11 protein-coding genes are annotated in these 14,154 nt (G+C 53.3%); 10 read left to right on the top strand and 1 reads right to left on the bottom strand.

Features of this window, described 5'->3' with window-relative positions; translation table 11 throughout:
* Nucleotides 1–3 precede the first annotated feature (3 nt).
* The 7 genes from lpdA (at nucleotide 4) to rluB (ending at nucleotide 7,538) form a co-directional block, all read left to right on the top strand.
* Nucleotides 4–1,446, top strand: a complete 1,443-nt coding sequence (gene lpdA / locus FFI61_RS14140) for a dihydrolipoyl dehydrogenase (protein WP_200204956.1) — start codon at nucleotides 4–6, stop codon at nucleotides 1,444–1,446.
* Between the two features lie 194 nt (nucleotides 1,447–1,640).
* Complete coding sequence (gene sucC / locus FFI61_RS14145; protein WP_200204955.1) at nucleotides 1,641–2,807, top strand: ADP-forming succinate--CoA ligase subunit beta; 1,167 nt, start codon at nucleotides 1,641–1,643, stop codon at nucleotides 2,805–2,807.
* Nucleotides 2,807–3,679 (top strand): succinate--CoA ligase subunit alpha, encoded by an 873-nt coding sequence (gene sucD / locus FFI61_RS14150; protein WP_200204954.1) that lies wholly within the window; start codon nucleotides 2,807–2,809, stop codon nucleotides 3,677–3,679. The genes sucC and sucD overlap by 1 nt, the downstream gene beginning before the upstream one ends.
* A 119-nt stretch (nucleotides 3,680–3,798) precedes the next feature.
* A complete protein-coding gene (locus FFI61_RS14155; RefSeq protein WP_200371234.1) occupies nucleotides 3,799–5,013 on the top strand; it encodes a tryptophan--tRNA ligase in 1,215 nt (404 codons plus the stop codon).
* Complete coding sequence (locus FFI61_RS14160; RefSeq protein WP_200371501.1) at nucleotides 5,006–5,797, top strand: segregation and condensation protein A; 792 nt, start codon at nucleotides 5,006–5,008, stop codon at nucleotides 5,795–5,797. The genes FFI61_RS14155 and FFI61_RS14160 overlap by 8 nt, the downstream gene beginning before the upstream one ends.
* Before the next feature lie 46 nt (nucleotides 5,798–5,843).
* Nucleotides 5,844–6,485 (top strand): SMC-Scp complex subunit ScpB, encoded by a 642-nt coding sequence (gene scpB, locus FFI61_RS14165; protein WP_200371239.1) that lies wholly within the window; start codon nucleotides 5,844–5,846, stop codon nucleotides 6,483–6,485.
* Nucleotides 6,486–6,524: 39 nt separating this feature from the next.
* A complete protein-coding gene (gene rluB / locus FFI61_RS14170; protein ID WP_200371240.1) occupies nucleotides 6,525–7,538 on the top strand; it encodes a 23S rRNA pseudouridine(2605) synthase RluB in 1,014 nt (337 codons plus the stop codon).
* Nucleotides 7,539–7,580: 42 nt separating this feature from the next.
* Here rluB and FFI61_RS17980 read toward each other — a convergent pair whose 3' ends face one another.
* Nucleotides 7,581–8,507 carry a GGDEF domain-containing protein gene (locus FFI61_RS17980; RefSeq protein WP_200371241.1) on the bottom strand — a complete coding sequence of 309 codons (927 nt, stop codon included), beginning with the start codon at nucleotides 8,505–8,507 and terminating at the stop codon, nucleotides 7,581–7,583.
* A 290-nt stretch (nucleotides 8,508–8,797) separates the two neighbouring features.
* On the opposite strand from FFI61_RS17980, the gene FFI61_RS14180 reads away from it, so the two are divergent.
* The 3 genes from FFI61_RS14180 to zipA all read left to right on the top strand — a co-directional run bounded on the left by FFI61_RS14180 (nucleotide 8,798) and on the right by zipA (nucleotide 14,153).
* Complete coding sequence (locus FFI61_RS14180; protein ID WP_200371242.1) at nucleotides 8,798–9,484, top strand: GntR family transcriptional regulator; 687 nt, start codon at nucleotides 8,798–8,800, stop codon at nucleotides 9,482–9,484.
* Between the two features lies 1 nt (nucleotide 9,485).
* Nucleotides 9,486–12,980 (top strand): chromosome segregation protein SMC, encoded by a 3,495-nt coding sequence (gene smc / locus FFI61_RS14185; protein ID WP_200371245.1) that lies wholly within the window; start codon nucleotides 9,486–9,488, stop codon nucleotides 12,978–12,980.
* A 147-nt stretch (nucleotides 12,981–13,127) separates the two neighbouring features.
* On the top strand, nucleotides 13,128–14,153 hold the full coding sequence (gene zipA / locus FFI61_RS14190; protein ID WP_200204947.1) for a cell division protein ZipA: 1,026 nt from the start codon (nucleotides 13,128–13,130) through the stop codon (nucleotides 14,151–14,153).
* Nucleotide 14,154: the final 1 nt, after the last annotated feature.

The following is a 14,154-nucleotide window of genomic DNA, read 5'->3' on the forward strand; positions in this document are numbered from 1 at the left end:
ACTATGTCTGACAAGTACGACGTAATTGTTATTGGCGCGGGCCCTGGTGGCTATGTTGCTGCCATTAAAGCGGCTCAGCTAGGCCTCAAAACCGCATGTGTAGAGTCGTGGAGTTCCAGTGATGGCAAGAGCCAGGTGCTTGGTGGAACCTGCCTTAACGTAGGTTGTATTCCATCCAAGGCATTGCTTGAGATTTCTCACAAGTTTGAGGAAGCGAGCCACGACTACGAAATGCAGGGCATCATCGCTAAAGATGTCAAAATTGACGTCACCAAGATGATGGAGCGCAAGAGCGGCATTGTTAAGCAGCTAACAGGCGGTATCGCCGGGCTGTTCAAGGCTAACGGAGTGACCTCTATCCATGGTCACGGCAAGCTTCTGGCCAATCGTCAGGTCGAAGTCACGGATAGCGACGGCAAGACAAAAACCTACGAAGCTGAGAACGTTATTATTGCTACCGGCTCCAAGCCCATCGAGATACCACCGGCTCCAATGACGGAAGGGTATATCGTGGATTCTGAAGGTGCCCTGGAGTTCGATGAAGTTCCAAAACGTTTGGGCATTATCGGTGCTGGCGTTATCGGGCTTGAGTTGGGCAGCGTTTGGGCACGTCTGGGCTCCGAAGTCACTGTTCTGGAAGCTCAAGACACCTTCCTGCCAGCGGTTGATCAGCAGATTGCAAAAGATGCGCTGAAACAGTTCCGCAAGCAGGGCCTGAATATCGTCATGGGTGGCCGTGTAACCGGCGCCGAGGTCAAGCGCAAGCTGGTTAACGTGAGCTACGAAGACAGCAAGGGTAAGCAGGAACTGAAGGTTGACAAGTTGATTGTTGCCGTTGGCCGTCGACCCTTTACAGACAATCTGCTGGCAGCAGATTCCGGCGTAAACATGGATGAGCGCGGCTTCATCTTTGTTGATGAAAAGTGCAAAACCGAAGCGCCGGGTGTTTGGGCTGTAGGTGATGTAGTGCGCGGCCCGATGCTGGCACACAAAGCCTCGGAAGAGGGTGTAATGGTTGCGGAGCGCATCGCTGGTCAGAAGCCCCAGGTAAATTACGACTGCATTCCTAACGTTATCTACACCTCGCCGGAAGTGGCCTGGGTTGGTAAAACGGAAGAGCAGCTCAAGACTGAAGGTGAAGCCTACAAGGTTGGTACTTTCCCATTTGCAGCGAACGGTCGTGCAATGGCTGCAAACGCCGCCTCTGGTATGGTGAAGATTATCGCCGACGAGAAAACTGATCGAATTCTTGGTTTCCACGTTGTGGGGCCACAGGCATCTGAAATTGTTGCCCAGGGCGTTATCGCCATGGAATTCGGTTCCAGTGCAGAAGATCTGGCGCTGACCTGTTTTGCACATCCGACTCTTTCCGAGTCTGTGCATGAGGCAGCTCTGGCAGTCAACGGTGGTGCGATTCACATCGCGAACCGTCGCAAAAAGAAGTAACGCAAAACAGGAAGGAGGGGCGTCCGTAATGGCGCCCCTTTATTATAAAAAGACAGATTTCCGTTTGCGATCGTGGTGAGCTGAGGTGATCCCCTGCTCATCGAACAGAATTCGCGTTTAAGGCTCCTCCTGTGGGGAGTGGCGAGTTCACTTCCGTACGTGGTTATCCTCCATCAAAAAGCGGGACACTAACTATGAATTTGCATGAATATCAGGGCAAGCAGCTTTTCGCTGAATATGGCCTGCCCGTATCCCAAGGCATTGCCTGTGATACTCCGAAAGATGCGGTTGCAGCCGCAGATGAAATTGGCGGCAATGCGTGGGTGGTCAAAGCCCAGGTTCACGCGGGTGGCCGTGGTAAGGCTGGCGGCGTAAAGCTGGTCAAGAGCAAAGACGAAATTCGCGAGTTTGCTGAAAAGTGGCTGGGTAAGAACCTGGTAACCTACCAGACAGACGAAAACGGCCAGCCAGTCAGCAAAATTCTGGTTGAATCCCTGACTGATATTGATCAGGAGCTTTATCTGGGCGCGGTTGTTGATCGCGCATCCCGTCGTATTGTGTTCATGGCGTCCACTGAAGGTGGAGTCGAGATTGAGACGGTTGCAGAGGAAACGCCGGAAAAAATCCTGAGAGCTGAGATCGATCCACTGGTTGGAGCACAGCCATTCCAGGGCCGCGAGCTGGCATTCAAACTTGGGCTTGAAGGCAAGCAAATCGGTCAGTTCACCAAGATTTTCATGGGTCTGGCGAAATTGTTTGAAGACCGTGACCTGGCTCTTCTGGAAATCAACCCGCTGGTTATCACTCCAGCCGGTGACTTGCACTGTCTGGATGCCAAGATTGGTGTTGACGGCAACGCACTGTACCGCCAGAAAAAGATTCAGGAAATGCACGACCCTTCCCAGGAAGATCCTCGTGAAGCCGAAGCAGCCAAGTGGGAGCTCAACTATGTAGCACTGGATGGAAACATCGGCTGCATGGTTAACGGTGCGGGCCTGGCGATGGGCACCATGGATATCATCAAATTGTCTGGTGGTGAGCCGGCAAACTTCCTTGACGTTGGCGGCGGTGCAACCAAAGAGCGCGTTACCGAAGCGTTCAAGATCATCTTGTCTGACGACGCAGTACAAGCCGTTCTGGTAAACATTTTCGGTGGTATTGTCCGTTGTGACATGATCGCTGAAGGCATTATTGGTGCGGTCAAGGAAGTGGGCGTCAAGGTTCCTGTGGTTGTGCGCCTTGAAGGCAACAACGCTGAAAAAGGCACCAAGGTACTTGCCGAAAGTGGCCTGAACATTATCGCCGCCACCAGTCTGGCGGATGCTGCAGAGCAAGTTGTTAAAGCCGCAGGGGGTAAATAATGAGCATCCTGATCAATAAAGACACCAAGGTTATCTGCCAGGGCTTTACTGGCGCACAGGGTACCTTTCACTCTGAACAGGCTATCGAGTACGGCACCAAAATGGTTGGTGGCGTTAGCCCGGGTAAGGGCGGTACTGAGCACTTGGGCTTGCCAGTATTCAATACTGTTCGCGAAGCAGTAGAAAAAACCGGAGCCGAAGCTACCGTGATCTACGTTCCTGCTCCGTTCTGTAAGGATGCGATCATTGAAGCGGCAGATGCCGGTATTGAGCTGATTGTTTGTATCACAGAAGGCATTCCGACCATCGACATGCTCTACGCCAAAGAATACGTTGATCGTAAAGGCGTTCGCATGATCGGTCCTAACTGCCCAGGTGTTATCACCCCGGGTGAGTGCAAGATCGGTATTATGCCAGGCCATATTCACAAGCCAGGCAAGGTGGGTATTGTATCCCGTTCCGGCACCCTGACTTACGAAGCGGTCAAGCAGACCACAGACTTCGGCTACGGCCAGTCTACCTGCGTAGGCATTGGTGGCGACCCGATTCCAGGCTCCAACTTCATCGATATCCTCGCACTGCTGCAGAATGACCCGCAGACTGAGGCGATTGTGATGATTGGTGAAATTGGCGGTACTGCTGAAGAAGAAGCGGCTGCCTTCATCAAGGAAAACGTCACTAAGCCAGTGGTTGCCTACATTGCCGGTGTTACAGCACCTCCGGGCAAGCGTATGGGCCACGCCGGTGCCATCATCTCTGGTGGTAAGGGCACAGCAGACGAGAAATTCGCGGCTTTGAACGATGCCGGTGTGAAAACTGTGCGCAGTTTGGCCGATATTGGTAAGGCTCTGAAGGAAGTAACTGGCTGGTAAGTTGGTTTCTTTCATGAAAACCCCCGTTTCTGTTCTGCAGAGCGGGGGTTTTTTATTTATAATGCCGGGTCGTCTGATCTAGTATGGGCGAATCCCATTCAAAAGAAGGAGTTTGTGCTTTGAGTTCAGTAGAGTCCCAGCAACGGGTTTTGTCCGGTATGCGTCCGACCGGCAAGCTTCATCTAGGTCATTACCATGGTGTTCTGAAAAACTGGGTGAAACTCCAGCACGAATTTGAGTGCTTCTTCTTTATCGCCGACTGGCACGCCCTGACAACGCAATACGATGATCCATCCGGCATAGAGCAAAGCGTGTGGGATATGGTGGTTGACTGGTTAGCGGCAGGGGTAAACCCCGGTTCATCCACCATGTTCATCCAGTCTCAGGTGCCTGAACACGCAGAACTGCACCTGCTGTTGTCCATGATTACCCCGCTGGGCTGGTTGGAGCGTATTCCCACCTACAAGGATCAGCAGGAAAAGCTGCGGGAAAAAGACCTGGCAACCTATGGTTTCCTGGGATACCCGCTGCTGCAGACCGCCGACATTCTGATGTACCGCGCAGGCAAGGTGCCTGTAGGTGCAGATCAGGTGTCCCATGTGGAAATCACCCGCGAAGTTGCACGTCGGTTTAATCATCTTTATGGCCGCGAACCCGGTTTTGAAGACCAGGCCGAGTCGGCCATCGTGAAGATGGGTAAGAAAAACGCCAAGCTCTACCGAACCCTCAAGAAACGGTATCAGGAAGAGGGCGACATGGAGGCTCTCGAAACTGCCCGTGCATTACTCATGGAACAGCAGAATATCTCCCTTGGTGATCGTGAGCGCCTTTACGGCTTCATCGAAGGTGGTGGCAAGATCATATTGCCTGAGCCGCAGCCCCTTTTGACTCCGGATTCGAAAATGCCGGGGCTGGACGGTCAAAAAATGTCCAAGTCTTATAACAACTATATCGGGCTGCGGGAAGATCCGGACACCGTGGCACAGAAAATCCGCACCATGCAGACCGACCCCCAGCGAGTTCGCCGCACCGACCCGGGCGAACCCGAAAAGTGCCCTGTTTGGGGGCTGCACAAAGTGTACTCCGATGAAGCCACCAAAGAGTGGGTGCAAACGGGCTGCCGCAGTGCTGGCATAGGGTGTCTGGACTGCAAAAAGCCTCTGATTGATGCGATTGTGGAAGAGCAGCGCCCCATACGCGAGCGTGCTCTTGAATATGAAAACAGTCCCGATCTTGTGCATTCCATTCTGCAGGAAGGGCGTGAACACGCGCGCGACGCTGCAAGAGACACTCTGGACGAAGTCCGGGCCGCTATGGGATTGAGCTATCGATAAGCCAGATCAGGCTCCGTTAGCGCGGGTATCCGGGAAGGAGGTTGTTGACCTTCCCAGTGATCTTTATATCCCGCCGGATGCCCTCGCGGTATTTCTAGAGGCTTTTGAAGGCCCGCTAGATCTATTGTTGTATCTCATACGGCGCCAGAATATGGACATTCTGGATATAGACGTAAGTGAGATAACCCGGCAGTACATGGAATATATTGGTGCCGTTGAGGTCATGCGCTTTGAACTGGCAGCTGAATATCTGGTAATGGCGGCGACGCTCGCAGAGATCAAGTCCCGCATGTTGCTGCCTCGGCATGAAGCCGAAGAAGACGACGAAGTCGATCCCCGCGCAGAGCTCATTCGTCGGCTGCAACAATATGAGCGTTTCAAAAAGGCGGCTGAGGATATTGATACACTGCCTCGTATGGAGCGCGACACCTTTCCTGTGTCTGCCTCCTTGCCGAAGCTTCCATCGAGCCAAGCGCATCCGGATGTTGATATGCGTGATCTGCTTCTTGCCTTGCAGGGCGTACTGAACCGGGCCGACCTTTTTACCAGCCACCATGTGGAACGGGAAAGGTTGTCCACCCGCGAACGCATGTCCGCTATCTTGTCAGTGTTGCGGGATGATCAGTTCGTTACCTTCCAGAGCCTGTTTACCATCGAAGAGGGGCGACTGGGGGTGGTGGTAACATTTCTGGCAACCCTGGAGCTGGTGAAAGAACAGCTGATAGAAGTGGTGCAGGCGGAAGTTCTGGGCCAGATTCACGTGCGTGCGCGTGCTGCGCGCTAGAAATATACCGCACTGGAAAGTTATACAGAGAAGGCGAGTAGCCATCATGAATGAAGAAAACCTCGCTAAAATTCAAGCGATTGCCGAAGCAGCGCTACTTGCAGCGGGCAAGTCTCTGACTCTGGACCAGCTGAGAGAGTTGTTCGCGGAGGATGAGCGCCCGGCGCGGCAGGTTATGGAACACGTTATGATGCTCGTGGGCAACGCCTGTGAGGGGCGCGGTTTCGAACTGCGCAAGGTTGCTAGCGGCTATCGTCTGCAGATACGTGAGGAATTCGCGCCCTGGGTCAGTCGTCTTTTTGAGGAGAAGCCCCAACGCTATTCCCGTGCGCTACTGGAAACTCTGGCCCTGATTGCCTATCGTCAGCCAATAACTCGCGGTGAGATTGAAGATATCCGTGGTGTTGCGGTAAGCAGCAATATCATTCGCACCTTGCTTGAGCGAGAGTGGGTCCGCATTGTAGGGCATCGTGATGTTCCTGGCCGACCGGCTATGTATGCGACAACCCGTCAGTTTCTTGACTATTTCAATCTTTCCGGCCTGGGTGAATTGCCACCTTTGTCTGAAATCCGGGATCTGGAAGAAATTGGAAGGGAAATTGAAAAGAATATACAGGCTGAGATCGAGTTTGATTCAACATCAACCCAGCCCACTGGTGATAACACGCCAGACCAGACATTTCACTGATACCATTCGGGTACCAGTCAGCGATTAAGGATTAAGTTCATGGCGTCAGAACGCCCCGGAAGAAAAGTAAAACCGGCTGCAGATACGGTTATCAATGACGAGCCAGAGCGGATTCAAAAGCTGCTGGCTCGAGCTGGTGTGGGCTCACGCCGCGAAATAGAAGGCTGGATGGAATCCGGGCGGCTTATTGTGAATGGCGAGCCTGCAGTGCCGGGCCAGAAAGCTACAGTAAGTGATAGCTTTGAGCTGGATGGAAAGCGACTGGATGTTGCAGCAGCGGCTGTTACGGTGCGCCGGGTTCTTATTTATAACAAGCCTGAGGGCGAGGTAACTACCCGCAAGGACCCTGAGGGGCGGCCAACGGTCTTTGACCGTCTGCCAAGGCTGAAGGATAACCGCTGGATATCTATTGGTCGTTTGGATATCAACACCACAGGTCTGGTGCTGTTCACCACAGATGGTGAGTTGGCCAATCGCCTTATGCACCCCTCTAGCCAGATTGATCGGGAATACGCTGTCAGGGTGTTCGGTGAGGTTGATGACGACATGATAGCGCGCCTGATGGCGGGCGTTTTGCTCGAAGATGGTATGGCAAAGTTCAGCGATATCAGCCAGGCAGGTGGAAGCGGGATAAACCGCTGGTTCCACGTTACACTTCTTGAAGGTCGCAACCGTGAGGTTCGTCGTTTATGGGAGTCCCAGGGGGTGCGGGTAAGCCGGCTTAAGCGGGTGCGCTATGGCCCTGTTTTCCTGCCTAGCCGACTAACGCTCGGAAAGTGGGAGGAGCTGGACCAGAAGGCAGTTGATACCCTTAGTAAGACAGTTGGGCTTGCCTCGGTCGATATACCTCAGAAAACTCCGGATGAGCAGGCAGCGCATGAGCGGCAGAGAAGAAAAAGCCCTGGGGGCGGTGGCAAGAAACCCGGAACCCGGCGTTGGGATGTCAGTGATACCAAGCCTGCGCGCAGTGGTGGCTCTGATAAGGCCCGTGGCGGTGCCGGAAAGCCACAAAAAGGAACGGGCAGGCCTCGTAAATCCCATTCCGACAAATAAGCCCTGAAGCTGGATAGTCTGGTTGCACACGGCCCAGGCTATTCAGCCAATGGTTGCAAACACTCGGGTGCAGTTCCGGCCTTGGGCTTTCGCCCTGTATAGAGCTTCGTCTGCGCGAGCTATCCACTGGCTTGCACCTTCTTCGGCCATGTGTCTTGCTACACCGCAGCTGATGGTTACGGACAGGTCTGTGCCTCCGCAATCTATCTTGATGCTGGCAACTGCGTTTCTTACGCGATCAGCAACATCTCGAGCTTCCTGCTCACCTGTGTGTGGTAACAAAATCGCAAACTCTTCACCACCAAACCGGTAAACGCTGTCTGAGTTTCTGATGGCGTTTTCAATTGCTTCTGCAGTCAGTTTCAACAGATGATCGCCAACTACGTGGCCATGCTGGTCGTTTACAGCTTTGAAATGATCCAGATCGCAAAGAATCAGCGTGTATTCTTCGCCATGTCGGTCGGATAGCAAGCTTGCACGCTGAAGGTGTTCGTCAAGCGCGCGCTTGTTGGGAATTGATGTGAGCGCATCTGTCAGGGCTGCTTGCTCGATTGCAATATATTGGCAGGCATTGCGAAGCGGAAATATAGCGGCACTGATTATCATCTCGATGGCTTGAAGCTCATCATCTGAAAATTTCTTACGGCGGTTCAACGTCAGAGTGCCATAAAATACACCTTCCAGATTAAGGCGATATTCGCACCTGTGCGGGCCACCCATACCAGTGGCAAACACAAAGTCACGGTGAGCGATTTTATGGCGATAGCTCAGGGCGTCGAACGGGATAACACTGTCCAGCTCCTCGGCCAGAATTGCCAACTGAGTCTCCAGGGATAGAGTGGTAGAGAGACGGCGCGTCAGCTTTGTGAGCGGATCGGGGCTGTTTGACCATCCCTGGAACGCCTGCCTGATTGCAGCCAGGTCTATGGGCTGCGTGGTGGTTCGTTTTATCGACGGTGTGTATTTCACTTGGGCTCACTCGCTGGCAAAGAGTATCAATGCTTTGGGGTGGTTAAAGCACTGTTCGTGCCCAAGTGTTTTTTATACATTATAAACAATGGCGTAAGAGATAACTTTAAGCCAGTTTGGTTGCTGGGTTTGTGGAGGTAAAGCGAAGCGTCAAAAATACGGCAAGCCTCTTCCTGCCCTAGCGCATGCCTGAATAAAATGCCTGTTCAAGAGGGGTGGGGATGTAGAATCCCTGTGGTAAACTCACGTGCTTAAGAACGCCCCATTTTCAGAAGTGAGCACCATTTCGTATGACGTTTCAGGCCCCAGAGAGTCTTTCCGAACAGATCGCCCAGCATTTAGGGCAACGGATTGTTACACGGGATCTGAAGCCTGGTAGCCGCATTCAGGAGCTGAAGGTTGCCAGCGATCTTAGCGTCAGTAGGGGGTCTGTGCGCGAAGCCTTGTTGATTCTTGAGCGGAGGCACCTGGTTGAGATATTTCCACGCCGTGGTGCAGTCGTCTCCAGCCTGACAGTGTCCAGTGTCAACAACCTTTATGATATTTACATTAACCTGCTCTGCATGCTCGGGCGCAAACTTGTTGAACGCTGGGCAGGTAACGCTGAGTTGGGTGGCATTCTGGGGCGGGTGCGAGAGGTTGAGGCCATAGCGCGAGCTGTTAACTCGACAGGACCAGATGCCGCGGAAAAGGTGATTGAAGCGGGCTTTGAGGTCATGCTTTATGCCTACAGACTGGTAGAGAATCCGTTTCTGGAAGAAACTCTGGAGAACTTTCGGCCGGCAATCAGTCGCACCTATTTTGTTGCACTTGAGAACTTTCGGGGCGGGATAGGGCAAACCGCCGTCTTTTTTCAACAGCTTGGCGAGGCCGCGCTGAGTGGTGATGCAGACCGTTTAGAGTCTGCAATACAGGCATTTGGCGAGCACCAGCGCCAACAGGTCCTGAGTATTCTCATGGAGGAGGAGAGCGCGTGACATGCGCCTGAAGTCCATCAAGCTTGCGGGATTCAAGTCATTCGTTGATCCCACTACCGTACCTTTCCCTACCAACCTGACTGCAGTAGTCGGGCCTAATGGCTGTGGTAAATCCAATATTATTGACGCCGTTCGGTGGGTAATGGGGGAGAGCTCCGCCAAGTACCTCCGTGGCGAATCCATGACTGACGTTATCTTTAATGGCTCCAGCTCCCGTAAACCGGTTGGGCAGGCGTCTATCGAACTGGTATTCGATAACACAGATGGCTCTGCACCTGGCGAATTTGCGCGCTTTAACGAGATTTCCGTTCGGCGCAGAGTGTCCCGGGAAGGCCAGTCTGAGTATTTCCTGAACGGCACGAAATGTCGACGCCGCGATATTACTGATCTGTTCCTTGGCACCGGCCTTGGTCCTCGAAGCTATGCCATCATTGAACAAGGTATGATTTCACGGCTGATTGAAGCCAAGCCGGAAGAGCTTCGAGTTTATATCGAGGAAGCTGCAGGCATTTCAAAATACAAGGAGCGGCGCCGCGAAACGGAAAACAGAATGCGGCGCACCCAGGAAAACCTTGAGCGCCTCACCGATCTTCGTGAAGAGCTGGGCCGGCAGTTACAGCACCTTGAGCGACAAGCTGCCGCTGCAGAAAAATACAAAGCCTACAAGCAGGAGGAGCGCCAGAAAAAAGCCGAACTTACGGTTCTGCGCTGGCAAGCCCTCGATAATGATCTTCAATCCTGGCGTAGCAAAATCCGCGACACAGAGCTGGAGCTTGAAAAGCAGCTTACTGAACGCATCAACCTTGAAACGTCCCTTGAATCCCTTCGTGACAGCCACCACGAGCGCACAGAGCATTTTAATCGTGCTCAGGCTCGCTATTACGAGGCTGGCGCCGATATTGCCCGCATTGAGCAGAGCCTTGAACATCAGCGGGAGCGCAGCCGGCAGACAGCAATGGAACTGGATCAGGCCATGGCCAACCAGCGTGAGCTCACTCGCGAGCTGAGCCAGGACGAAGACAAACTGTCTGCTATCCGCGAAGAGCTGGAAATGATTGAGCCTGAGCAGGAAGCCCTCGCTATCCGTTCGGAGGAATCGGGAGAGAAGCTTCAACTGGCGGAAGATGCCATGAGCGAATGGCAGCAGCGATGGGAGGAGTTCAGCTCACGGTCTGCCGATGCTCGCCGTGAGGCAGAGCTTGCTCAGTCACGCATCAAATCCCTTGAGGAAGCTATAGATCAACTTCTTGCCCGTCAGCGCAAACTTCAGGAAGAGCAGGCGCAGCTAGACGGCCAGATTGATCGGGATGAACTCCAGGAATTCCAGGAGCAGCAGGAAGCACTGGCGCTGCAGCGGGAGGAAATGACAGAGCGCATTGAGGCGGAACAGGATGAGTTGCAGCATGCCCGGCAGGCTCAGCGCGATACTGAGCAAAGCCTGACAGAAGTCCGGCAGCGGGTTCAAAGTTTGCAGGCTGCACTGGAATCCCAGCAGTCGCTCTTGGATGAGCAAATGGGCGGGCAGAATGACACGCTGCAGGCGTGGCTGGCAGAGCACGGGCTTAGTGATCTGCCACGTGTTGCGGCCGAGCTGCGAATAGATGATGGCTGGGAGTTTGCGGTAGAGCAGGCCATTGGTCGCCTGAGTCAGGGGCTCTTGGTACCAGATATCAAGCCTGTTTCAACGGCCTTGCAGAGTGCGCCAAAAGGCCTTGCTTTAATCGAGGCAGGTACTGGGGGCAATGCACCCGTTTATAGCCTTGCAGCTAAAGCGAAAGGGGTCTCTGCGGTAACCGTCATGCTGGCGGACATCCACGTTGCTGACACTCTTGAGGAGGCCTTGTCGCAGAGGTTGGAGCTGGCTGAAGGGCGCAGCATCATTACCCGTGAAGGTGTGTGGGTGGCGAAGGATTGGGTTTTGATGCCTGATTCTGATGTCAGTCAGATTGGCGTTATCGAGCGGCAAAAGAAAGTTGACGAGCTGACGGAGCAACTGGCTCAGGCAGAGCACTCCTTGGAAGAGGTGCTTGCTCGATATGAAGCGCTACAGGAGCGGACAGAGCGGGCAGAAGCTGCAAGAGACGATGCTCAGGCGCAGCTAAGCGAAACTGATCGTGAGCTCAGCCTGGTCGTGTCCAGAATCAGTGGTCTTCGTGCCCGTGCGGAGCAGATTGATGCTCGGCTTGCACGAATTCAGGAGGATGCGTCGGATGTGGCGCTGAACCTCGAAGGTCAGCAGGAAAATCTCGGCATTGCCCGTGAAGAATGGCAGCAGGCGCTAGAGCAGGCCGAAGACGGTGATGACGAAAAAGAACGCCTTCTCGAGCAGCGCGACCTGCTCAGAGAAAAGCTTGATGGACTGCGCCAGGAAGCCCGTCATGATCGTGATCATGCCCATCAGTTGCAATTACAACTGCAAACCCTGAGCAGCCAACGGGATGGATTGAGCCAGACGATAGACCGCATGCAGCTGCAGAAAGAACGGTTGGAAGAACGGCTTGAAATGCTCAGAGAGTCCCGGGAAAGCGCGGAAGAACCCGTGGAAGATCTGCAAATGCAGCTTGAAGGGCTGCTGGATCGACGGCTTGCGGAAGAGGAAAAGCTTGGAGCGGCCCGTGATGCCTTGGAAGAAATCGATCGCGAAGTACGGGAAAAAGAGCAGGGCAGAAGTGGCACCGATCACCGGGTGCAGGACGTTCGTAGCAGGTTGGAAAAGCTGAAAATGGAATCTCAGGCCCTCGAGATCCGGGCGGGTAATCACATAGAGCAGCTTGAAGAGCTGGATGTGAAGTTGCAGGAAATATTGCCGCAACTGCCGGAAGGCGCCACCCAGGATGAATGGGCAGAAGAGCTGGAAAAAATTGGTAATCGTATTCAGCGGCTTGGTGCCATTAACCTTGCGGCGATTGACGAGTATCAGGTGCAGAGCGAGCGTAAGACCTACCTCGACAGCCAGCATGACGATCTGACCGAAGCACTGGATATTCTCGATACTGCGATTCGCAAAATCGATCGGGAAACCCGTCAGCGCTTCAAGGAAACGTTTGATCAAGTGAATGCAGGCCTCCAGGCATTGTTCCCGAAGGTATTTGGTGGTGGCAACGCTTATCTGGAACTGACAGGTGAAGACCTCCTGGAAACGGGAGTGGCGATCATGGCGCGCCCGCCAGGCAAGAAAAACAGCACCATCCACTTGCTTTCAGGTGGAGAGAAGGCGCTCACGGCCATTGCGTTGGTATTCTCGATTTTTCAGCTTAACCCGGCGCCATTCTGTATGTTGGATGAAGTTGACGCCCCCCTGGATGATGCAAACGTTGGGCGTTATGCGAATCTGGTCAAGGAAATGTCAAAACAGGTACAATTTATATACATAACCCATAACAAGATTGCTATGGAAATGGCGGACCAGCTGATGGGGGTTACCATGCATGAACCCGGCTGTTCTCGCCTGGTTACTGTAGATGTGGAAGAGGCGGCCGCACTGGCTGAAGCCTGAAAACGTGTTGACCAGAAAACCGCCAAGAATGACAAAAAGGCCATGTGATGCGGCTTTGCGTTGTATTCATTACAGGCTTTTTTTAGAGTATCAACCGGGGCCCTTTATTCGCCCCCGGATCTGATCTGCAAACAGGACAGCAGCACTATGTCACTTAGGGAATGGTTAATTGCCATCGGCACCTTGGTTATCATCGCCATTGTTATCGACGGATTAAGGCGAATGCGTCGAGCCCGCAAAGAATCTATTGCGATTTCATCCGGTATGGGTGTTGATGACCTGAAAGAGTCACCGCTGGATGACTTCCATAATCCTGAGCTTCCCAACGGTGGGGCGAGGGCGATTTCGAAAGATACTTTGGAAGAACGTGGCTACGTGCGACGTGAAAAACCATCGCGCTTTCAGACAAAGCAACAGAAGCCAACACGACCTGTTCGGGAAACTTTTGCGGAAACTGAGTTTTCATCTGATGACACTTCATGGGAGCATAAGTCCCTCGAAGATAATGTAGATGACTGGGAACTGGAAAACACAGATGAAAGCCACGATGAAGTCAGGTTGTCGTCTGCTGAACTGGATGATGTAACTGCTGATACCGGTTGGGGGGCATCAGAGGAAGATTTGCCTGTTTCCGAGCCTGCTGATAGTCCGGTTATTGATGTTGAAGAAGATACCGCCCGTCGAGAACCGCAGAAAACAACCGGTACAGATCAGCCTTTGGCAGGAGCCAATCGCCCGGAAGCCCGTGAGGTTATCGTTATTAACGTGCTTGCTCGTCAGGGGGAAGAATTCAGCGGAAGCGCTTTGCAGAAATTGTTTGAAGCATGCGGCCTGGCTCACGGAGATATGGAAATTTATCATCGGCATGAGGCAGAAGATACCACCAGCCCCGTTCAATTCAGCGTCGCAAACGCCGTAGAGCCGGGCACGTTCAAACCGAATGACGTGGCGGCCATGACAACGCCCGGCATCAGCTTTTTTATGAGTATGCCTGGGCCAACCAATGCGCTTCAGGCCTTTGATTTTATGCATGAAACCGCCCAGTGTGTAGTTCGTAATCTTGGTGGTGAACTCAAAGATGAGCGGCGCAGCGTGATGACAGCTCAAACCATAGAGCATTGCCGGCAGCGCATACGTGAGTTTGAGCGCAAGCAGCAAACGCCACGCCACTGAG

Source organism: Marinobacter sp. DY40_1A1, assembly GCF_016597815.1.
GTDB classification, from domain to species: Bacteria; Pseudomonadota; Gammaproteobacteria; order Pseudomonadales; family Oleiphilaceae; genus Marinobacter; species Marinobacter xiaoshiensis.

Excerpts from the sequence above, each read along its gene's own strand:
- sucD (WP_200204954.1), top strand. The coding sequence starts at position 2,807 with ATGAGCATCCTGATCAATAAAGACACCAAGGTTATCTGCCAGGGCTTT.
- FFI61_RS14180 (WP_200371242.1), top strand. The coding sequence starts at position 8,798 with ATGACGTTTCAGGCCCCAGAGAGTCTTTCCGAACAGATCGCCCAGCAT.
- lpdA (WP_200204956.1), top strand. The coding sequence starts at position 4 with ATGTCTGACAAGTACGACGTAATTGTTATTGGCGCGGGCCCTGGTGGC.
- smc (WP_200371245.1), top strand. The coding sequence starts at position 9,486 with ATGCGCCTGAAGTCCATCAAGCTTGCGGGATTCAAGTCATTCGTTGAT.
- zipA (WP_200204947.1), top strand. The coding sequence starts at position 13,128 with ATGTCACTTAGGGAATGGTTAATTGCCATCGGCACCTTGGTTATCATC.
- rluB (WP_200371240.1), top strand. The coding sequence starts at position 6,525 with ATGGCGTCAGAACGCCCCGGAAGAAAAGTAAAACCGGCTGCAGATACG.
- scpB (WP_200371239.1), top strand. The coding sequence starts at position 5,844 with ATGAATGAAGAAAACCTCGCTAAAATTCAAGCGATTGCCGAAGCAGCG.
- sucC (WP_200204955.1), top strand. The coding sequence starts at position 1,641 with ATGAATTTGCATGAATATCAGGGCAAGCAGCTTTTCGCTGAATATGGC.